We start from the raw sequence: 18,160 nt of genomic DNA, 5'->3' as shown, positions 1-18,160 counted from the left end.
CCTGCGTTCGGCCAGCGTGGTTTAACGGGGCGCCTGAGATCAAAAGCAGATCAAGATCAAGAGCGGCTCGCTTCGCATCGTGGTTACGGTTGGGTGCTACGGAGGTGTGTGGATACGTATGGCTATCGGGGGAAGCCCCCCTCCCACATCTGATTATTTCCTTGCTGCAATCATTGCCAGAAATCCCGGCATCGCCGCCTGCCTGTCCGCCTCGACCTTTTGCGCATTGGGCATCTCGTTCAAACGCCCCAGCAACGCCTTCGCCTGTGGCAACTGCGCCAGCAGGTCCAGCCCGAACATTTTCTCGCCCACACCACAGGCCAGATTCAAGCTGTACATGAAATACAGATCGGCAATCGTGAAGTGCTCTCCCGCCACATAGGGCGCGAACTTACCGTGCCGGCCTAACGTACCGACCCCCAGCAACAATTCAGCGCGGGACTTCTCCTTGATCGCCTCCGGCACGGTCATGCCAAAAAAGGCTTCGGCGAAACACGCCCGCGCCGGCAATTCAATATACAGCTCGATTTCCCGGCACAACGCCAGCACCTGGGCACGCTGGAACGGGTCGGCTGGCAGCAGCGCAGGCCCTTCCTGTGTCTGCTCGAGGTATTCGAGGATCACGCTGGTTTCGTTGATGAAGCCTTGCTCGACACCCAGCACGGGCACTTTGCCTCGCGGGCTCACCGCCAGGGCTTCAGGCGTTTTTCCTGCGTAAAAAGGCACCTCTTCGAAAGGCAGCCCTTTCTCCAGCAGCGCCAGCTTGACCATGTTGTAGTAGTTACTGACCGAAAATCCATAAAGCTTGAGCATCGCAAAGCCTCCAGGCCGGGTGCGGGGTTGGCTGCAAGCGTTATAGACGCTGAGGCTGGGACTGGCCAGCAGCATCAGCGGCCTGAATGGCGTTAGACTGGCGCCCTTTCCTTGAGGAGCCTGCCATGAGCGAGCCGACCGATATCGACAATGACGAAGAAGAATTCACCGAAAGCACGCTGATCCAGGCCATCGAGAACCAGATCGACAGCGACAACCCGCCGGCGGCCAAGGCCACGTTCAACAAGCTGACGCTGGTCGGTTATGAGCGAGAAGAGATCCTGAATCTCATGGCCCATGTGCTGGCTTTCGAGATCGACGCGATGCTGGAAGAGGACCGCGCCTTTGATACCCAATGGTATGAAACCGCGCTGCGGGCACTGCCCGAGCTGCCGCCTGAAAAGGAATAATCCGGCCGCGCTGCAACACGCTGGACAGTTCGGCAAAGTGCGTTCACCTTATGGCCTGCTAGCCTCTAATAAATTTTAGAAAGTCTGGAGTCCTTATGTCGTATACCCCTGAGTTGGTTGCCGAACTGGAAATCCTTGTACTCTTCCCCCTGGACAGCACCAAGGAGGGTCTGAAAGTCCATCAGACCGCCGCTCCCACCGCCGTCGCCGCTGCCAGGCGCCTCCATGCCAAAGGGCTTATCGACCAACCGGACGGAGGCTACCTGACCAGCCTTGGCCGGGACGCCGCCGAGCAAGCCCAGACCCTGCTGACTATCTTGACCACCGCCTCCACCAAAGAAGCCGCCTGACCCCTGATCCCCGCCCATGGAGTCCGCGCTCTGCGGATTCCACGGGCGTTGCTGCGCAGCTCACAAAATTCTGCCGCCAACCTTCATTTCCTCTAAAACTCCTACGCTACTGTCTGTAAACTCCTACACGGCCGCCCACGTCGGGCCCTGCGAGCCACCGAGTTCGACATGACCCGCACCCATGAAATCCGCCCCGACCTGGACGAAGGCATCGACCGCAAGGTGCTCGCCCAATTGCGCGCGCGTTTCATGGCCCTCAACGAAGGGCGTATGGCCCGGGCGATCGAAGGGCTGGCGCCGCGCCAGCAGAGCGTGCTGACGCTGTTGCCACTGTTTTTTCACGTGAACCATCCGCTGCTGCCCGGCTATGTATCAGGCAGTACGCCAGCAGGCCTGTCGAATTTCGAACCCGACACCCAGGCCCTGACCGAAGCCCAGCGCCTGACCCGCTCGTTCTCCTACAAAGCCCGTCGCGGCAACCCGCCAACGCCCATTCACGGCCTGTTCCTGATGGGTAGCCTGGGCACGCTGGCCCAGGCGGATCAAAGCGATATGGACGTGTGGGTATGCCACGCGCCCGACTTGAGTGACAACGAGTTGGTCGAGCTGCGCAAGAAGTGCCAACTGCTGGAAGCCTGGGCCCAGACCATGGGCGCCGAGGCCCACTTCTTCCTGATTGAACCGACACGCTTTGTGCTCGGTGAACGGGACACGCAACTGAGCTCCGACGATTGCGGGACCACTCAGCACTACCTGCTGCTGGATGAGTTCTACCGCACCGCAATCTGGCTGGCCGGGCGCACGCCGATCTGGTGGCTGGTGCCGGTGTATGAAGAAAGCCGCTACGCCGAGTTCACCCACGCGCTGCTCACCAAACGTTTCATCCGCGCCGACGAAACCCTGGATCTCGGCCATCTGGCGCACATCCCCCCAGGGGAGTTCATCGGTGCCGGGCTGTGGCAATTGTTCAAGGGCATCGAATCGCCCTATAAATCGGTGCTCAAGCTGCTGCTGACCGAGGTCTACGCCAGCGAGCACCCCAACGTGCAATGCCTGAGCCTGCGTTTCAAGCGCGCGGTGTTTGCCAATCAGATGGACCTGGATGAGCTGGACCCTTACATCGTGGTCTACCGCCGCATCGAGGAATACCTCAAGGCCCGCAATGAACCGGAGCGCCTGGAACTGGTACGGCGCAGCCTGTACCTGAAGGTCAACCGCAAGCTCAGCGCCGGCCAGCGCATTGCCAGTTGGCAACGACTGCTGCTGGAACGCCTGGCCCATGAATGGGACTGGGACCAGCGCCAACTGGCCCTGCTGGACAGCCGCAGCCAATGGAAAGTGCGTCAGGTCGCCTCCGAGCGCCGCGCCCTGGTCAACGAGCTGAACTACAGTTATCGCTTCCTCACCCAATTCGCCCGCACGGAACAGACCGTCAGCCCGATCAACCGGCGCGACCTCAATGTACTGGGCCGTCGCTTGTACGCAGCCTTTGAACGCAAGGCCGGCAAGGTCGAGTTCATCAACCCCGGCATTGCCCCGGACCTGGCCGAAGACACCTTGACCCTGGTGCATTCACCCAACCGCAAGGAGCCCGGCCAGCACCATTGGGGCCTGTATAACGGCAACCTCACCGCCCTGGAATGGGAGCACTTCGCGCCCATCAAGCGCAGCCGCGACCTGCTGGAAATGCTTACCTGGTGCCATCGCAACGGGGTGATCGACAGCAGCACGCGCCTGGCGCTGCACCCGGGCGCCAGCGACATGACCGAGTTCGAGCTGTTCAACCTGCTGGGCAGCCTGCAGCAGACTATCGCCCTGCCCATGGCCAGCGTCGATGAAACCCGCCTGTTACGCTCGGCGGTGCCCGAGGAAGTGCTGTTGCTGATCAACGTCGGCGTCGACCCGCTCAAGCATCATCGTGACCTGAATATTCTGATGACCACCGAGCGTACCGACTCGCTGAGTTATGCCGGCGTACGTGAGAACCTGGTACTGACCCTGGACCAGGTCACGCTCAATAGCTGGAACGAAGTGATGGTCAGCCGCTACGACGGGCCCCATGCGCTGCTCGACTGCCTGCGCGACTACCTCAACCAACTGCCGTCGGATCATTTGCCACGGTTGCGCGTGCGTTGCTTCTGTCACAACCGAGCGCAGTTCATTGCCCAGCGTGTGGAAGAGATATTCGACACCGCGCAGAACCTGCTGCTCGGCCAGGCCAATCACCGCTACCTGCTCCAGGTGCAGCAGCACTATCACGTCATGGAGTTGATCCCCGGCCAAGCCACCCATGTACCGCTGCCGACCCAGGACGCGTTGATCGCCTACCTCAGCGAAGAGCTGGCCAGTTACAGCCCCTGGCACCTGGACGCGATGGCCCTGGAAGACCACGACCTGGCGCTGCTGTTGCCCATGGGTGCGGCCGATTGCATACAGGTGTTCTACCGGGTCCATGAAGAATTTGCCGAACTGTATGTGCTCGACGAGTTCAATGCGCTCTGGCAGCAGCGTTTGCCGTTCCATGATGAGCAAAGCCTGCTGGCACCGCTGCAGCGTTTCCTGCTCTCGATAATCTATCGCCGCGAAGCACTATCGGCTCTGGACACCCAACAGCCGCTGGGCGAAGTGCAGATCGCGTATTACCAACTGATGCCGTCGGGCAATGCCCGCGCTCGTCTCGTCGAGCCAAGGCCGGCTCCGCAAAACCGCGCCAACCAGCCGTTCTATGACGTGCAGGCGATTATCGCCAGGGCGGCGCCCGGCCAGGTGGGTATCACGCTGTACTGCAATCAGCGGGAATTTTCCGAATTGGAGTTTGGCGACCAGCTGTTTGCGGTGGTCGCCCGGGAAATCGTCGGGCAGCGCCGGGAGCCCGAGCGTTACCGTTGCTACATCACCGATCTGGATCTGTCGGGCCTGCTTGGCGACGTGCAAAGCCCGAGCAATCTGTACCTGCGCTACAAGGCGGAGCTTGAGCTCGCGCTCAATCAGGCGCTGAACCAGATTTAAAGCGCAAAGGCGCCGCCATCCCTGGGCTGGCCTTCGACACTCAGCAACTCAAGCTTGAGGGTCTTGCCGCCCGGTGCGGGCCAGTCAATATGCTGGCCCACTTGCAGGCCGAGCAACGCGCTGCCCACCGGTGCCAGGATCGAGATCTTGCCTTCATCGGCGTTCGCGTCTTTCGGGTAAACCAGGGTCAGGTGGTAATCCTTGCCGCTGCCTTGCTCACGGCAATGCACGCTGGAGTTCATGGTCACGACACCCGCAGGCACCTCATCGTGGCCAACCACTTCTTCGGCGCGGTCGAGTTCGTGTTGCAACGCTTCGACACCGGGAAACTCGTCGCCCAGGCGGTCGATCAGTTGCTCCAGACGCTGCACGTCAAGACGGGTGAGAATGATGGACGGTGCGGTGGTCATGATTCAGGCAGACTCCTTTTTTCTGCACAAAAAAGCAAAACCCCGCCAGGAAAAGGCGGGGTTCTCACGGGCCTCGATGAGTTGAGGCGTAACCGGACACTACCACAGCGTCACAAATAAACAAGACGACTTCAGGCCTGGGCTCGGCGCTGCTCGGCCTCGGCACAGATCACCCGGCGCCGCTCATCGTCGGCGGAGCGCCATTCGCGGATGTCTTCCACATGGCGGAAACAGCCGAGGCAGACTTTCTGCTCGTCCAGGCGACATAAACTGATACAAGGTGACGGCACCGCCGGGCTGACATTGCTGAACAGCGGCTTGGGCGGGCGAACGGGTGCGGACTGGCTCACGGTCAAATCTCGTCGAAATCCAGCTCGGCGCCGGATTGTTCCAGAACCAGACGCGCCAGCATCTCGCTGAGCAGCTCATCGCTGCTATCGCATTGCCAATTGTTGTCTTCTTCGTTGTAGTCGAAGTGAAAACCACCGGAACGTGCCGCCAGCCACAACTGCCGCAACGGTTCCTGACGGCTGAAGATCAACTGAGTGCCGTTTTCGAACTTGACCGTCAGCACGCCGGCCGAGTTTTCCAGGTCCACGTCCAAACCGCTGTCGTCGAAAATATCTTCCAGCGCCTGCTGGGTCGCATCCACCAGGTCGTGAAAACGGGCTTCGGTCAAACTCATTGTGGCAACCTCGAAAGTGTCTGGTTTTGCTCAAGCGCCGCACGATACGGACGCGCCCCGCCGATTGCAAAGGATACCGATTTCATCATAGATGGCGGTATGAAATATCCTCAACCAACGTAGCCCGCTTCCCGACTATCTCGGCAAACCCCCGCCGGACGGGTATTCCAGCGCATAGGCAAGCTGGCGGGTGGTCGGTATACTCGGGCGCAATTAATGCATATTCAAGGATTTCGCCATGAAGCGCCTGATCTCTTCCCTTGCTGCGCTCGTCGCGGTTGCTTGCCTCGTCAGTGCCTGTGGTCAGAAAGGACCGCTGTACCTGCCTGACGACAGCAAAGACCCGAACGAACAGGCGCAGTCGTCGCAAAAGCCGTCCAAAGCGCACAAGCACGACACTTACTAAGGGATCCCCATGGACGCTTTTAACTACCGGGACGGCGAGCTGTTCGCGGAAGGCGTGGCGCTGTCCGCGATTGCCCAGCGCTTTGGCACCCCGACCTATGTGTATTCGCGCGCCCATATCGAAGCGCAATACCGCTCGTTCACCGACTCGCTCGAAGGCGTGCCGCATCTGGTGTGCTACGCGGTCAAAGCCAACTCCAACCTGGGCGTGCTCAATGTCCTGGCGCGCCTTGGCGCCGGTTTCGACATTGTGTCCCGTGGCGAGCTGGAACGGGTATTGGCCGCTGGCGGCCAGGCCGACAAGATCGTGTTCTCCGGCGTCGGCAAGAGCCGCGAAGACATGCGTCGCGCCTTGGCAGTGGGCGTGCACTGCTTCAACATCGAGTCCACCGACGAACTGGAGCGCCTGCAGGTCGTGGCCGCCGAGATGGGCGTTCGCGCGCCGATCTCCCTGCGCGTCAATCCGGACGTCGACGCCGGCACTCACCCCTACATATCCACCGGTCTCAAAGAGAACAAGTTCGGCATCGCCATCGCCGACGCCGAAGACGTGTATATCCGCGCCGCGCAATTGCCGAACCTGGACGTGCTGGGCGTCGACTGCCATATCGGCTCGCAACTGACCACCCTGCCGCCGTTCCTGGATGCCCTCGACCGCCTGCTGGCGCTGATCGACCGCCTGGGCGACTGCGGCATCTACCTGCATCACATCGACCTCGGTGGTGGTGTGGGCGTGCGTTACCGCGATGAAGAGCCGCCGCTGATTGCCGACTACATCAAGGCCGTGCGCGAGCGTATCGAAGGGCGCGACCTGACGCTGATGTTCGAGCCGGGCCGCTATATCGTCGCCAACGCCGGCGTGCTGCTGACCCAGGTCGAGTACCTCAAGCACACCGAGCACAAGGACTTCGCCATCGTCGACGCGGCGATGAACGACCTGATTCGCCCGGCGCTGTACCAGGCCTGGATGAACGTCACGGCAGTGACGCCGCGCCACAGCCAGGCGCGCGCGTACGACATTGTCGGCCCGATCTGTGAGACCGGCGACTTCCTGGCCAAGGATCGTCAGCTGGCCCTGGAGGAAGGCGACCTGCTGGCCGTGCATTCGGCCGGTGCCTATGGGTTTGTCATGAGTTCCAACTACAACACTCGCGGCCGCGCCGCCGAGGTGCTGGTGGACGGTGATCAAGCGTTTGAAGTGCGTCGCCGCGAGACGGTAGCCGAGTTGTATGCTGGCGAAAGCCCGCTGCCGGAGTAAGCCATGCTGCTGCGTTTTACCAAGATGCACGGACTGGGCAATGACTTCATGGTTCTCGACCTGGTCAGCCAGCACGCGCACATCCTGCCCAAGCACGCCAAACAATGGGGCGACCGCCATACCGGTATCGGCTTCGACCAACTGCTGCTGGTGGAAGCGCCGACCAACCCGGAGGTGGATTTCCGTTATCGGATCTTCAACTCCGACGGCTCCGAAGTGGAACAGTGCGGCAACGGTGCGCGCTGCTTCGCGCGCTTTGTGCTGGACAAGCGCTTGACCGCCAAGCGCCAGATTCGCGTCGAGACCAAGGGTGGCGTGATCGAGCTGGATATCCGCAGTGACGGCCAGATCAGCGTCAACATGGGCGCGCCGCGCCTGGTGCCGGCGGATATCCCGTTCCAGGCACCCGAGCAGGCCCTCAGTTATGCGCTGGACGTGGACGGCAACACGGTCGATATCGCCGCCGTGTCCATGGGTAATCCCCATGCGGTGCTGCGCGTCAATGACATCAACAATGCCCCCGTGCACGACCTGGGGCCGAAGATCGAACATCACCCGCGCTTTCCGGCGCGGGTCAACGTGGGCTTCCTGCAGGTGATCGACCGTTCCCGCGCGCAATTGCGTGTGTGGGAACGCGGCGCCGGCGAAACCCAGGCCTGCGGCACCGGCGCCTGCGCCGCCGCCGTGGCCGCGATCAGCCAGGGGTGGATGGATTCGCCGCTGCTGATCGACCTGCCGGGTGGACGCTTGTCCATCGAATGGGCAGGCCCTGGCCACCCGGTGATGATGACCGGGCCGGCCACGCGTGTATACGAAGGACAGGTCCGTCTATGAGTGAGCCAAGCCAATGACCGATAAGCCTCAAGTACCCGCCCCCGTCACCTCAAGTGAAAGCCTGGAGGCCGCTGCGGTTGCGGCGTACCTTGAGGCTCATCCGGACTTCTTCGTCGAGCACGAAGAGCTGCTCCCGGCCTTGCGCATCCCCCACCAACGCGGCGATACCGTGTCGTTGGTGGAGCGGCAGATGAAGATCCTGCGCGAGCGCAATATCGAAATGCGCCACCGCCTTTCGCACCTGATGGACGTCGCTCGCGACAACGATCGCCTGTTCGAAAAGACCCGTCGCCTGATCCTGACCCTGATGGACGCCGCCAGCCTGGAAGAAACAGTGATGGCGGTGGAAGACAGCCTGCGCCAGGACTTCCAGGTGCCATTTGTCAGCCTCATCCTGTTCAGCGACAACCCGATGCCGGTAGGTCGCTGGGTCAGCGGTGGCGAAGCACAGACCGCTATCGGCGGCCTGCTTTCGGAAGGCAAGACCATCAGCGGTACGCTGCGCGAGCATGAACTGGATTTCCTGTTCGGCGCCGAACAGCGCAAACAGATCGGCTCTACCGCCGTGGTTGCCCTCAGCCACCAGGGCCTGCACGGCGTACTGGCCATCGCCAGCCGTGATCCGGCGCACTATAAAAGCTCGGTGGGCACCCTGTTCCTGACCTATATCGCCGAAGTGCTGGGCCGCGTCCTGCCGCGTTTCACCACTGCCCTGCGCGCGGTGCGCTAGCCATGGAACGGCAACTGGACGCTTACTGCGCTCACCTGCGCAACGAGCGCCAGGTGTCGCCTCATACCCTGCAAGCGTACCGGCGGGACTTGAACAAGGTCCTGGCCTATTGCGAAAAACAGCAGGTTGCCAGCTGGAAAGCCCTGGATATCCAGGGCCTGCGCAGCCTTGTCGCACGGCTGCACCAGCAAGGCCAGTCCTCGCGCAGCCTGTCGCGCCTGCTGTCAGCGGTGCGCGGCCTCTATCACTACCTCAACCGCGAAGGCCTGTGCGACCACGACCCGGCTAACGGCCTGTCGCCGCCCAAAGGCGAGCGACGCCTGCCCAAGACCCTGGACACCGACCGCGCCCTGCAACTGCTGGATGGCGCGCTCGAAGATGACTTCCTTGCCCATCGCGACCAGGCCATCCTAGAACTGTTCTACTCCTCGGGCCTGCGCCTGTCGGAGCTGACCGGCCTGAACCTTGAGCAACTGGACCTGGCCGATGGGCTGGTGCAGGTGCTGGGTAAAGGCAGCAAGACGCGCGTGCTGCCCGTCGGCAGGAAGGCTCGCGAAGCCCTGCAGCTGTGGCTGCCGTTACGTGCGCTGGCCAATCCGAAAGACGACGCGGTATTCATCAGCCAACAAGGCCGACGCCTGGGGCCACGGGCCATTCAGCTGCGCGTGAAGGCCGCCGGCGAACGCGAACTGGGGCAAAACCTGCACCCGCATATGCTCAGGCACTCTTTTGCCAGCCATATGCTGGAGTCATCCCAGGACCTGCGCGCGGTCCAGGAGCTGCTCGGCCACGCCGATATCAAGACCACGCAAATCTACACCCACCTCGACTTCCAGCACCTGGCAACGGTGTACGACAGCGCCCATCCACGGGCCAAACGCATCAAGGGCGGCGACTCATGAGCATCAAGCTGATCACCTTCGACCTGGACGACACGCTCTGGGACAACGTACCCGTCATCATCAGCGCCGAAGCGTCAATGCGCGAATGGTTGGCGGTCAATGCATCCAGGGTCGGCGACTTGCCCCTGGAGCATTTCGCCAGCCTGCGCCAACAGGTGCTGGAACGTCATCCTGAACTCAAACACCGCATCAGCGTCCTGCGCCACCGCGTATTGCTGCATGCGTTCGAAGAGGCCGGCTATCCGCAGCCCGAAGCGACAGAGATGGCCGATGTGTGTTTTGAGGCGTTCATTCATGCGCGACACCAGCTCACGGTCTTTCCCGAAGCCGAACCGATGCTCAAAGCGCTACGCCAGCACTTCCTCCTGGGGGTGATCACCAACGGCAATGCCGACGTACAACGCGTAGGCCTGGCGGACTACTTCCACTTTGCCCTGCGCGCTGAAGACATCGGTATCGCCAAGCCGGATGCGCGGTTGTTTGAGGAAGCGTTGCAGCGCGGCGGTGTGGACGCCAGTGCGGCGGTGCATGTGGGCGATCATCCCGGGGATGACATCGCCGGCGCGCAGCAGGCGGGGTTACGAGCGGTGTGGTTTAACCCCAGCGCCAAGGCATGGGAAGCAGACAAGCGCCCTGATGCAGAGATTCGCAGCCTGACGGAGTTGCCGGCATTGCTGCGCAATTGGCAGTAACACTGGAGATCCAAATGTGGGAGGGGGCTTGCCCCCGATGGCAGTGGGTCAGCCAGTAAGTTGGAGGCTGATACACCGCAATCGGGGGCAAGCCCCCTCCCACAGTTGAATCACCACAAGGCTCAAGTAAATCACCAGGCATGAAAAAACCCGCAGCGACGGCGGGCTTCTTCTTACAAGCAATAACGCTATAGCGACAACGCAAAGAACAAAATGTGGGAGGGGGCTTGCCCCCGATGGCAGTGGGTCAGCCAGTAAATTGGAGGCTGATACACCGCAATCGGGGGCAAGCCCCCTCCCACAGTTGGGTCACCACAAGGGCTTTAACAAATCACCAGGCATGAAAAAACCCGCAGCGACGGCGGGCTTCTTCTTACAAGCAGTCAGCTGACCTCAGATGGGACGGCTGCCGTACTTGTTATCCGGCTTCTTCGGTGGATCCGCAACCACATTGGGCTCGACCTCGACCACTTTGCCGCCTTTGGCGAGGAATTCTTCCATCGCTCGGGCCAGGGCATCGCGCTCTTTGTTCTTGGCCTCAACGCTGGGCAGCTCGTCTACCGAAACAGCAGCCTTGGCCTTGCCTTTGGCCTTGGGAGCGGCATCGTCGGGAGCACTGTCATCGAGGTCTTCAACAACCTCATCAGCCGCCACTTCAAGACTGTCTTCAGTGTCCTCTTCGTCACCTACTTCAAGGTCGTCGTTTTCCAGATCATCGTCGCTCATGTTCTACCTCATGACTTGCGAAAAGCAGATTAGTTATAGCCCAGCTTTACCCTCTGTCGAGGCCGCTGGAAAAAAATCAACATCCACTGGATCACCAGTGGCTTATGCCCCTTCACCGTGCAAGGTGGCGAGGACTTTACGAGCACCGCCATGATCACGGTGCTCGCCCAGATAAACACCTTGCCAGGTCCCCATCGCCAAGCGGCCGGCCTTCACCGGCAAACTCAGCTGGCAGCCCAGGAGACTGGCCTTGAAGTGCGCCGGCAGATCATCCGGGCCTTCGTCGTTGTGTTCGAATCCCGCCTGGCCTTGCGGCACCAGCAGGTTGAAAAAACGTTCGAAGTCGCGGCGGACCGCCGGATCGGCATTCTCGTTGACCGTCAACGAGGCCGAGGTGTGCTGCAGCCACAGATGCAACAGGCCCACGCGGCAGGCCTTCAATTCAGGCAGGCCGGCAAGCAACTCGTCGGTCACCAGGTGAAAGCCCCGGGGCTTGGCCCGCAGCGTAATCAGGGTCTGTTGCCACATACAGTTCTCCGCCCATCGGCGCGCATTCTAGCGCGCTCTGGAAAAAAACAAAGTGCCGAATACGCCCACATGCCTGTAAGACATTCGCACCCTTGAAAGTGCCGTGTGGATCGCACCACAAAGTCGATGGAAAACCCATGCAACTTATAGTCAAAGACAAACGCCAGGCAAAAAAATGCCCGGCAAGCCGGGCATCTTTTTTTCGTGTATTTACAAGTTGTAACCGCGCTCGTTGTGTTGCGCCAGGTCGAGGCCGACCGCCTCTTCCTCTTCAGTGACCCGCAGGCCCATGACCATGTCCAGTACCTTGAGAATGACGTAGGTGACAATCGCCGTGTAGATCACGGTGAAGCCGACCCCTTTGCACTGGATCCAGACCTGTGCAGCGATGTCGGTGGTAGCGGCATTGAAGCCACCCATCGATGGAGCCGCGAACACGCCGGTCAGGATCGCGCCGAGGATACCGCCAATACCGTGCACGCCGAAGGCGTCCAGGGAGTCGTCGTATCCCAGCTTGCGTTTGAGAGTAGTGGCACAGAAGAAGCACACCACACCCGCTGCCAGGCCGATGACCAGAGCCCCCATCGGGCCCACGGTACCGGCAGCTGGAGTGATTGCGACAAGGCCGGCCACTACGCCCGAGGCGATGCCCAGTGCGCTTGGCTTACCGTGGGTGATCCACTCGGCGAACATCCAGCCCAGCGCAGCGGCGGCAGTGGCGATCTGGGTGACCAGCATCGCCATACCGGCCGTGCCGTTGGCCGCGGCAGCGGAACCGGCGTTGAAGCCGAACCAGCCGATCCACAGCATGGCCGCGCCGATCAAGGTGTAACCCAGGTTGTGCGGTGCCATCGGGGTGGTCGGGAAGCCTTTGCGCTTGCCGAGCACGATGCACGCCACCAGGCCGGCCACACCGGCGTTGATGTGCACCACGGTGCCACCGGCGAAATCCAGCACACCCCAGTCCCACATCAGGCCGCCGTTGCCGCTCCACACCATGTGCGCAATCGGCGCATAGACCAGGGTGAACCAGATGGCCATGAAGATCAGCATCGCGGAAAACTTCATGCGCTCGGCGAATGCACCGACGATCAGCGCCGGAGTGATGATGGCGAACGTCATCTGGAAGGTGATGAACACCGCTTCCGGGAACAGCGCCGCAGGCCCGGTGATGCTGGCCGGAGTGACGCCCGCCAGGAATGCCTTGCCCATGCCGCCGAAGAAGGAGTTGAAGTTGACGACGCCCTGTTCCATACCGGTGGTATCGAACGCAATGCTGTAGCCGTAGACAACCCACAGGATGCTGATCAGGCCAGTGATGGCGAAGCACTGCATCATCACCGACAGGATATTTTTGGAGCGGACCATACCGCCGTAGAACAGCGCCAGGCCAGGAATGGTCATGAACAGCACCAGTGCGGTGGCGGTCAGCATCCAGGCGGTATCGCCGGAGTTGAGGACTGGAGCCGCCACTTCGTCCGCCGCCATGGCAAGGCTTGGCATTACGATGGACAACAGGGCTCCGAGCCCTGCGAATTTACGCAGAGTCATAGTGTTTTTCTCCTGGGGCGTTGGGGTTTGGCGGCTTAGATTGCGTCGGTATCGGTTTCGCCGGTACGAATGCGGATAGCCTGTTCCAGATTGACCACGAAGATCTTGCCGTCACCGATCTTGCCGGTGTTGGCGGCCTTGGTTATCGCCTCGATAACCCGGTCAAGATCCTTGTCGTCAATGGCGACATCAATCTTCACCTTCGGCAGGAAATCGACCACGTATTCCGCGCCGCGATACAGCTCGGTATGACCCTTCTGCCGACCGAAGCCCTTGACCTCAGTAACGGTAATGCCCTGCACGCCGATCTCGGACAGTGACTCGCGTACGTCGTCCAACTTGAACGGCTTGATGATGGCAGTGACTAGCTTCATGAAAACTCTCTCCCGAATTGGTGGACTTGCCCCAGGAAAACAAACCCGTCTCAAGTCTAAGCGCAGTGCCTGGCTTTGTAACGCATCGTCGCCTGCGTATTACCGTGGCGACGCCAGCGAACCACTGGTGACGAAACCTGTACCCCTGATCCGTCGGCGCACTGCATTCGTCACAGCGACTGCATCAGTGCATGGGTCATGATCGTCTAAGCAGAAACCTTGCCAGCTCCGTAAAAATCACTGAAATCAGTCCCTTGCCCACTTATGCCCACCTGCGGGGCGCTCCGGCGACGGCGATGCGCATCAAAACAGTGCGCGACCGCCCATCCCGATGCGCGAAAAGCGTGCGTGCCGGGCCATGAAAAGACTATAGACGCTGCGTGATACACTGCCGATCAACTGTTTTCCGGAATATTTCCCATGCTCGCGCCCAAAGACTTCCTCGACGCCCTGAGCGGCCACGCCTCTCGCCTGTTCAGCGGCGACACCCCGCTGCCCCGCAACGAAATCGAAAGCCAGTTCAAGGCCCTGCTGCAAAGTGGCTTCAGCAAGCTCGATCTGGTCAGCCGTGAAGAATTCGACAGCCAGATGGTGGTGTTGGCCCGCACGCGTGCACGGCTGGAGAGCCTGGAGGCGAAGGTGGCGGAACTGGAAGCGCGGCTGACGCCCCCATCGGCCGAATAAACCCGATGAGTGTGGGAGGCAAGCCCTGATGCCGCCCCCTGTAGGAGCGAGCTTGCTCGCGAAAAACTCATAGGCACCGCGTTCATTCAGGAAGCACGCGTTATCGTTGACGTTTTTCGCGAGCAAGCTCGCTCCTACAAAAAGCCTTGGCATCAGGGCTTGCCCCTCCCTCACTTCGTTGCCTGGATACGTTCTGTAAAACCTCCCCGCCATCCTTATTCCCACCTCGTCTACCCTTGAATAATCCGCAGGAAGCGGCCCACCATTCAAGGATCGAGCATGTCCCTCGCCATCGTTCACAGCCGCGCCCAGGTCGGCGTCGAAGCCCCCGCCGTCACTGTTGAGGTGCATATGGCCAATGGGTTGCCGTCACTGACGCTGGTGGGCTTGCCGGAAGCTGCGGTGAAGGAAAGCAAGGACCGCGTGCGCAGCGCCATTCTCAACTCGGCCCTGCAGTACCCGGCGCGGCGCATCACGCTCAACCTGGCGCCTGCCGACCTGCCCAAGGACGGCGGGCGTTTTGATCTGGCGATTGCCCTGGGGATCCTGGCGGCCAGCGTGCAGGTGCCGGCGCTGATGCTCGATGAGGTCGAGTGCCTGGGGGAGTTGGCACTGTCCGGCGAGGTACGCGCGGTCAAAGGCGTGTTGCCGGCCGCTTTGGCGGCGCGCAAGGCCGGGCGCACCTTGATAGTGCCCAGGGCAAACGCTGAGGAGGCGTGCCTGGCGTCAGGGTTGACGGTGATTGCGGTGGATCACTTGCTACAGGTGGTGGCGCACTTGAATGGGCATGTGCCGATCGAGCCCTACCGGTCGGACGGCCTGTTGTACCTGAACAAACCTTACCCGGACCTCAGCGAAGTCCAGGGCCAAATGGCTGCCAAGCGAGCGTTGCTGATCGCGGCGGCGGGGGCGCATAACCTGCTGCTCAGCGGCCCGCCCGGCACCGGCAAGACGCTGCTCGCGAGCCGCCTGCCGGGGTTGCTGCCACCGCTCAGTGAGCAGGAAGCGCTGGAAGTCGCGGCGATTCAATCGGTGGTCAGCCTGGCACCGTTGAGCCATTGGCCGCACCGGCCGTTTCGCCAGCCGCACCACTCGGCCTCGGGCCCTGCGCTGGTCGGCGGCGGCTCGAAGCCGCAACCGGGGGAAATCACCCTGGCCCACCACGGCGTGTTGTTCCTGGATGAATTGCCGGAATTTGACCGCAAGGTGCTGGAGGTCCTGCGCGAGCCACTGGAGTCGGGACATATCGTGATTTCCCGCGCCCGTGACCGGGTGAGCTTCCCGGCGCGCTTTCAACTGGTCGCGGCGATGAACCCCTGCCCGTGCGGTTATATGGGCGAACCCAGCGGCCGTTGCCGGTGTACGCCGGAACAGATACAGCGCTATCGCAACAAGCTCTCGGGGCCGTTGCTGGACCGGATCGACCTGCACCTGACGGTGGCGCGGGAAGCCACGGCGCTGAGCCCGGCACAACAGACCCATGACACCACCGCGAAAACGGCCGCCTTGGTGGCCGACGCACGGGAACGCCAGCAACGACGCCAGGGCTGCGCCAATGCCTTCCTCGACCTGCCGGGGCTGCGCGAGTACTGCACGCTGGCGAAGGTAGACGAAGGCTGGCTGGAGAACGCCTGCGAGCGGCTGACGCTGTCGTTGCGCGCGGCTCATCGCTTGCTCAAGGTGGCGCGTACGTTGGCGGACCTGGAACAACAAGACGCCATCGCTCGCCACCATTTGCAAGAGGCCTTGCAATACCGACCGGCAGCGAGCTCTTGAGTGGCTTAGCGGAAGCGATCCACCTCATGCCGCAAGCCCGCCGCCAGGGTTTCCAGCTCTTTGGCGGTGATCGCCAGGTTCGACACCACTTCACGCTGCTCGCTGTTGGCCAGTGCGATGCTCTGCAAATTACTGCTGAGCAACGTCGCAGTGCTGCTCTGTTCCTGGGTGGCGGTGGTGATTGCGGCGAACTGCTGACCGGCCGAGCGGCTCTGTTCGTCGATGCGCGCCAGGGCCGAGGCCACATCCGCGTTGCGCGACAGGCCTTCCTGCATCAGCACGTTGCCGTGCTCCATGGTACTGATGGCATTGCCGGTTTCCTGCTGGATGCTCTGGATCATTACGGAAATTTCATCGGTGGCCTGGCGGGTGCGCGAGGCCAGGTTGCGCACTTCGTCTGCGACCACGGCAAAGCCGCGACCTTGCTCACCGGCGCGGGCCGCTTCGATGGCGGCATTGAGCGCGAGCAGGTTGGTCTGTTCGGCAATCGAGGTAATCACGCCGACGATACCGCCGATTTCCTGGGAACGCTGGCCCAGGGTGTTGATCACCGTAGCGGTGCTGTTCAGCGCGGTGGCGATATGTTCCAGGGACGACGACGCTTCTTCCATCGAGGTACGCCCGATACGGGTCTGCTGGGCATTTTCCTGGGCCAGACGCTCGGTATTGCCCATGTTGTCGGCGATATTCAGCGAGGTGGCGCTGAATTCTTCCACCGCGCCGGCCATGCTGGTGATTTCGCCGGACTGCTGCTCCATGCCTTCATAGGCGCCGCCAGACAACCCCGACAGCGCCTGGGCCCGGCTGTTGACCTCTTCAGCCGCCTTGCGGATGTGCGAAACCATGGTCGACAGTGCCTCGCCCATCTGGTTGAAGCTGCGCGCCAACTGGCCGATTTCGTCATGGCTGGAGACATTCAGGCGCGCACTCAGATCACCTGCGCCGAGCGCTTCAGCCTGACGCACCAGGTCACTCAACGGCGCGAGCTTGCTGCGCAACAGCCATACCGTGGCCCCCACAGCCAACAGCATGGCCAGCACGCTGCCAATGACCAGGCGCATGCCCACGTCCCACGTCACGGCACGAATCTCGGCCTTGGGCATACTTGCCACGACCGCCCAAGGGCCGCCCTCGAAGGGGACCGATACGCTGTAGAAATCTTCGTTTTTGTCACTCCAGAAGCGGCCTTCACCGGGTTTCTTCGCCAAGTCGAGCATCACGGCGACCGCTTGATCCAAGGCCTGTACACCGGCCGGCGGCACCAACCAGTGCTTCTGCTCATCCAGCAGCGACAAGGAACCGGTCTGGCCGATACGGAAACGCTTGAGGTTGTCGAACTGGGCTTTCTGTTCGTCGGTGTAGTCGAACCCGATGAACAATACCGCGATGACTTTTCCGCTGGCATCACGCACCGGGCTGTACTGGGTCATATAGGAGCGATCGAACAACACGGCCCGGCCGATATAGGCCTGCCCGTTGAACACACGCTGGTAGGCCGGGCCCTGGCGATCCAGCACGGTGCCGATGGCGCGGTTGCCATCCTGCTTGGTCAGGGAGGTGCTGATACGGATGAAGTCATCGCCGCTGCGCACGAACACCGTGGCCACGCCGCCGGACATGTCCTTGAATTCGTCCACTTCGCCGAAGTTGTTGTTCAGCAACTCGCTGCCCAGGTACAGGCTTGGGGTTTGTACACCGGCCACGGCGACAGGCTGGTCCGCACGCACGCTCAAACCGGCGCCGAAGCGCTTTTCAAACAGCCCGCTCAAACGCTGAGTGCTCTCGCGCAAGGTGCTGTGGAAGGTATTGAGCTGGTCGGCGAGCAAACGCGCCTCGCTGGCCAGGTGCTCCTCGCGGGTCGCGAGGTTGGCGGTATCGAGCGAGCGTAGTGCGAAGACGGTACTGCCGCTGATGACGACCGCCAGAATCACGGCTAATGCGAGGCCTAACTGGGAAGCGATCCGAGCGCGAGGTTGAGACATGACAGCTCCTGAGCCGAGGCCAGGATCATCCTGATCTCTTA

The 18,160-nt window shown here is 61.6% G+C and carries 20 protein-coding genes; 11 read left to right on the top strand and 9 right to left on the bottom strand.

Annotated features, from left to right (window positions below):
- Positions 1 to 153: 153 nt before the first annotated feature.
- Positions 154 to 813: a glutathione S-transferase family protein gene (locus tag BFQ00_RS16585; protein WP_065934142.1), complete on the bottom strand. Its 660-nt coding sequence runs from the start codon at positions 811 to 813 to the stop codon at positions 154 to 156.
- Positions 814 to 938: 125 nt separating this feature from the next.
- Between BFQ00_RS16585 and BFQ00_RS16580 the strand changes: the two genes are divergently transcribed.
- The 3 genes from BFQ00_RS16580 to BFQ00_RS16570 all read left to right on the top strand — a co-directional run bounded on the left by BFQ00_RS16580 (position 939) and on the right by BFQ00_RS16570 (position 4,582).
- Positions 939 to 1,223, top strand: coding sequence for a hypothetical protein (locus BFQ00_RS16580; protein ID WP_065934141.1), 285 nt, complete (start codon positions 939 to 941; stop codon positions 1,221 to 1,223).
- A 95-nt stretch (positions 1,224 to 1,318) separates the two neighbouring features.
- Positions 1,319 to 1,573: a TIGR02647 family protein gene (locus BFQ00_RS16575; RefSeq protein ID WP_065886976.1), complete on the top strand. Its 255-nt coding sequence runs from the start codon at positions 1,319 to 1,321 to the stop codon at positions 1,571 to 1,573.
- A 168-nt stretch (positions 1,574 to 1,741) separates the two neighbouring features.
- Positions 1,742 to 4,582 (top strand): class I adenylate cyclase, encoded by a 2,841-nt coding sequence (locus tag BFQ00_RS16570; RefSeq protein WP_065934140.1) that lies wholly within the window; start codon positions 1,742 to 1,744, stop codon positions 4,580 to 4,582.
- Here the strand turns inward: BFQ00_RS16570 and rnk are convergent.
- From rnk to cyaY, 3 genes are all read right to left on the bottom strand, one after another.
- Complete coding sequence (gene rnk / locus BFQ00_RS16565; protein WP_065886974.1) at positions 4,579 to 4,992, bottom strand: nucleoside diphosphate kinase regulator; 414 nt, start codon at positions 4,990 to 4,992, stop codon at positions 4,579 to 4,581. The genes BFQ00_RS16570 and rnk overlap by 4 nt on opposite strands.
- 131 nt (positions 4,993 to 5,123) lie before the next feature.
- Positions 5,124 to 5,342, bottom strand: coding sequence for a DUF1289 domain-containing protein (locus tag BFQ00_RS16560; protein ID WP_065934329.1), 219 nt, complete (start codon positions 5,340 to 5,342; stop codon positions 5,124 to 5,126).
- Between the two features lie 2 nt (positions 5,343 to 5,344).
- The gene (cyaY, locus tag BFQ00_RS16555) at positions 5,345 to 5,677 is read right to left on the bottom strand and encodes an iron donor protein CyaY (RefSeq protein ID WP_065886973.1); all 333 of its coding nucleotides are present in this window, start codon (positions 5,675 to 5,677) and stop codon (positions 5,345 to 5,347) included.
- Between the two features lie 238 nt (positions 5,678 to 5,915).
- On the opposite strand from cyaY, the gene BFQ00_RS28270 reads away from it, so the two are divergent.
- Genes BFQ00_RS28270 through BFQ00_RS16530 form a run of 6 tightly spaced genes read left to right on the top strand, consistent with a single transcriptional unit; the run spans position 5,916 to position 10,498 of the window.
- The gene (locus BFQ00_RS28270) at positions 5,916 to 6,083 is read left to right on the top strand and encodes an LPS translocon maturation chaperone LptM (protein ID WP_003195417.1); all 168 of its coding nucleotides are present in this window, start codon (positions 5,916 to 5,918) and stop codon (positions 6,081 to 6,083) included.
- A 9-nt stretch (positions 6,084 to 6,092) separates the two neighbouring features.
- Positions 6,093 to 7,340 carry a diaminopimelate decarboxylase gene (gene lysA, locus BFQ00_RS16550; protein WP_065934139.1) on the top strand — a complete coding sequence of 416 codons (1,248 nt, stop codon included), beginning with the start codon at positions 6,093 to 6,095 and terminating at the stop codon, positions 7,338 to 7,340.
- Positions 7,341 to 7,343: 3 nt separating this feature from the next.
- A complete protein-coding gene (dapF, locus tag BFQ00_RS16545) occupies positions 7,344 to 8,174 on the top strand; it encodes a diaminopimelate epimerase (protein WP_057723342.1) in 831 nt (276 codons plus the stop codon).
- 13 nt (positions 8,175 to 8,187) lie between these two features.
- On the top strand, positions 8,188 to 8,904 hold the full coding sequence (locus BFQ00_RS16540) for a DUF484 family protein (RefSeq protein ID WP_065886971.1): 717 nt from the start codon (positions 8,188 to 8,190) through the stop codon (positions 8,902 to 8,904).
- A 2-nt stretch (positions 8,905 to 8,906) separates the two neighbouring features.
- Complete coding sequence (gene xerC / locus BFQ00_RS16535) at positions 8,907 to 9,806, top strand: tyrosine recombinase XerC (protein WP_065934138.1); 900 nt, start codon at positions 8,907 to 8,909, stop codon at positions 9,804 to 9,806.
- Complete coding sequence (locus tag BFQ00_RS16530) at positions 9,803 to 10,498, top strand: HAD family hydrolase (RefSeq protein ID WP_065934137.1); 696 nt, start codon at positions 9,803 to 9,805, stop codon at positions 10,496 to 10,498. Before xerC ends, BFQ00_RS16530 begins: the two co-directional genes overlap by 4 nt.
- A 393-nt stretch (positions 10,499 to 10,891) precedes the next feature.
- Here the strand turns inward: BFQ00_RS16530 and sutA are convergent, their stop codons facing one another.
- The 4 genes from sutA to glnK form a co-directional block, all read right to left on the bottom strand.
- Positions 10,892 to 11,224 (bottom strand): transcriptional regulator SutA, encoded by a 333-nt coding sequence (gene sutA, locus BFQ00_RS16525; protein ID WP_065934136.1) that lies wholly within the window; start codon positions 11,222 to 11,224, stop codon positions 10,892 to 10,894.
- 102 nt (positions 11,225 to 11,326) lie between these two features.
- On the bottom strand, positions 11,327 to 11,752 hold the full coding sequence (locus BFQ00_RS16520) for a secondary thiamine-phosphate synthase enzyme YjbQ (RefSeq protein WP_065886967.1): 426 nt from the start codon (positions 11,750 to 11,752) through the stop codon (positions 11,327 to 11,329).
- 210 nt (positions 11,753 to 11,962) lie between these two features.
- Positions 11,963 to 13,303: an ammonium transporter gene (locus BFQ00_RS16515; protein WP_065886966.1), complete on the bottom strand. Its 1,341-nt coding sequence runs from the start codon at positions 13,301 to 13,303 to the stop codon at positions 11,963 to 11,965.
- A gap of 35 nt (positions 13,304 to 13,338) precedes the next feature.
- Positions 13,339 to 13,677 carry a P-II family nitrogen regulator gene (gene glnK / locus BFQ00_RS16510; RefSeq protein ID WP_002555808.1) on the bottom strand — a complete coding sequence of 113 codons (339 nt, stop codon included), beginning with the start codon at positions 13,675 to 13,677 and terminating at the stop codon, positions 13,339 to 13,341.
- A 420-nt stretch (positions 13,678 to 14,097) separates the two neighbouring features.
- Here glnK and BFQ00_RS16505 point away from each other — a divergent pair, with 420 nt between their 5' ends.
- Together BFQ00_RS16505 and BFQ00_RS16500 are read left to right on the top strand one after the other, a co-directional pair.
- On the top strand, positions 14,098 to 14,361 hold the full coding sequence (locus tag BFQ00_RS16505; RefSeq protein WP_003195432.1) for an accessory factor UbiK family protein: 264 nt from the start codon (positions 14,098 to 14,100) through the stop codon (positions 14,359 to 14,361).
- Between the two features lie 279 nt (positions 14,362 to 14,640).
- A complete protein-coding gene (locus BFQ00_RS16500; protein ID WP_065934135.1) occupies positions 14,641 to 16,137 on the top strand; it encodes a YifB family Mg chelatase-like AAA ATPase in 1,497 nt (498 codons plus the stop codon).
- A 5-nt stretch (positions 16,138 to 16,142) separates the two neighbouring features.
- On the opposite strand, the gene BFQ00_RS16495 is transcribed toward BFQ00_RS16500, so the two are convergent.
- A complete protein-coding gene (locus BFQ00_RS16495) occupies positions 16,143 to 18,119 on the bottom strand; it encodes a methyl-accepting chemotaxis protein (RefSeq protein WP_065934134.1) in 1,977 nt (658 codons plus the stop codon).
- Positions 18,120 to 18,160 lie beyond the last annotated feature (41 nt).

Origin of the sequence: Pseudomonas sp. 28 E 9 (assembly GCF_900004785.1) — a bacterium.
Taxonomy (GTDB): Bacteria; Pseudomonadota; Gammaproteobacteria; order Pseudomonadales; family Pseudomonadaceae; genus Aquipseudomonas; species Aquipseudomonas orientalis_A.
This window is presented reverse-complemented; position numbering and strand designations above follow the sequence as displayed.

What these genes read in the sequence shown, in the direction of transcription:
- BFQ00_RS16495 (WP_065934134.1), bottom strand. Translation starts at nt 18,119, where the DNA reads ATGTCTCAACCTCGCGCTCGGATCGCTTCCCAGTTAGGCCTCGCATTA.
- BFQ00_RS28270 (WP_003195417.1), top strand. Translation starts at nt 5,916, where the DNA reads ATGAAGCGCCTGATCTCTTCCCTTGCTGCGCTCGTCGCGGTTGCTTGC.
- xerC (WP_065934138.1), top strand. Translation starts at nt 8,907, where the DNA reads ATGGAACGGCAACTGGACGCTTACTGCGCTCACCTGCGCAACGAGCGC.
- BFQ00_RS16505 (WP_003195432.1), top strand. Translation starts at nt 14,098, where the DNA reads ATGCTCGCGCCCAAAGACTTCCTCGACGCCCTGAGCGGCCACGCCTCT.
- lysA (WP_065934139.1), top strand. Translation starts at nt 6,093, where the DNA reads ATGGACGCTTTTAACTACCGGGACGGCGAGCTGTTCGCGGAAGGCGTG.
- BFQ00_RS16530 (WP_065934137.1), top strand. Translation starts at nt 9,803, where the DNA reads ATGAGCATCAAGCTGATCACCTTCGACCTGGACGACACGCTCTGGGAC.
- BFQ00_RS16540 (WP_065886971.1), top strand. Translation starts at nt 8,188, where the DNA reads ATGACCGATAAGCCTCAAGTACCCGCCCCCGTCACCTCAAGTGAAAGC.
- rnk (WP_065886974.1), bottom strand. Translation starts at nt 4,992, where the DNA reads ATGACCACCGCACCGTCCATCATTCTCACCCGTCTTGACGTGCAGCGT.
- sutA (WP_065934136.1), bottom strand. Translation starts at nt 11,224, where the DNA reads ATGAGCGACGATGATCTGGAAAACGACGACCTTGAAGTAGGTGACGAA.
- cyaY (WP_065886973.1), bottom strand. Translation starts at nt 5,677, where the DNA reads ATGAGTTTGACCGAAGCCCGTTTTCACGACCTGGTGGATGCGACCCAG.
- glnK (WP_002555808.1), bottom strand. Translation starts at nt 13,677, where the DNA reads ATGAAGCTAGTCACTGCCATCATCAAGCCGTTCAAGTTGGACGACGTA.
- BFQ00_RS16500 (WP_065934135.1), top strand. Translation starts at nt 14,641, where the DNA reads ATGTCCCTCGCCATCGTTCACAGCCGCGCCCAGGTCGGCGTCGAAGCC.
- BFQ00_RS16515 (WP_065886966.1), bottom strand. Translation starts at nt 13,303, where the DNA reads ATGACTCTGCGTAAATTCGCAGGGCTCGGAGCCCTGTTGTCCATCGTA.
- dapF (WP_057723342.1), top strand. Translation starts at nt 7,344, where the DNA reads ATGCTGCTGCGTTTTACCAAGATGCACGGACTGGGCAATGACTTCATG.
- BFQ00_RS16580 (WP_065934141.1), top strand. Translation starts at nt 939, where the DNA reads ATGAGCGAGCCGACCGATATCGACAATGACGAAGAAGAATTCACCGAA.
- BFQ00_RS16520 (WP_065886967.1), bottom strand. Translation starts at nt 11,752, where the DNA reads ATGTGGCAACAGACCCTGATTACGCTGCGGGCCAAGCCCCGGGGCTTT.
- BFQ00_RS16575 (WP_065886976.1), top strand. Translation starts at nt 1,319, where the DNA reads ATGTCGTATACCCCTGAGTTGGTTGCCGAACTGGAAATCCTTGTACTC.
- BFQ00_RS16585 (WP_065934142.1), bottom strand. Translation starts at nt 813, where the DNA reads ATGCTCAAGCTTTATGGATTTTCGGTCAGTAACTACTACAACATGGTC.
- BFQ00_RS16570 (WP_065934140.1), top strand. Translation starts at nt 1,742, where the DNA reads ATGACCCGCACCCATGAAATCCGCCCCGACCTGGACGAAGGCATCGAC.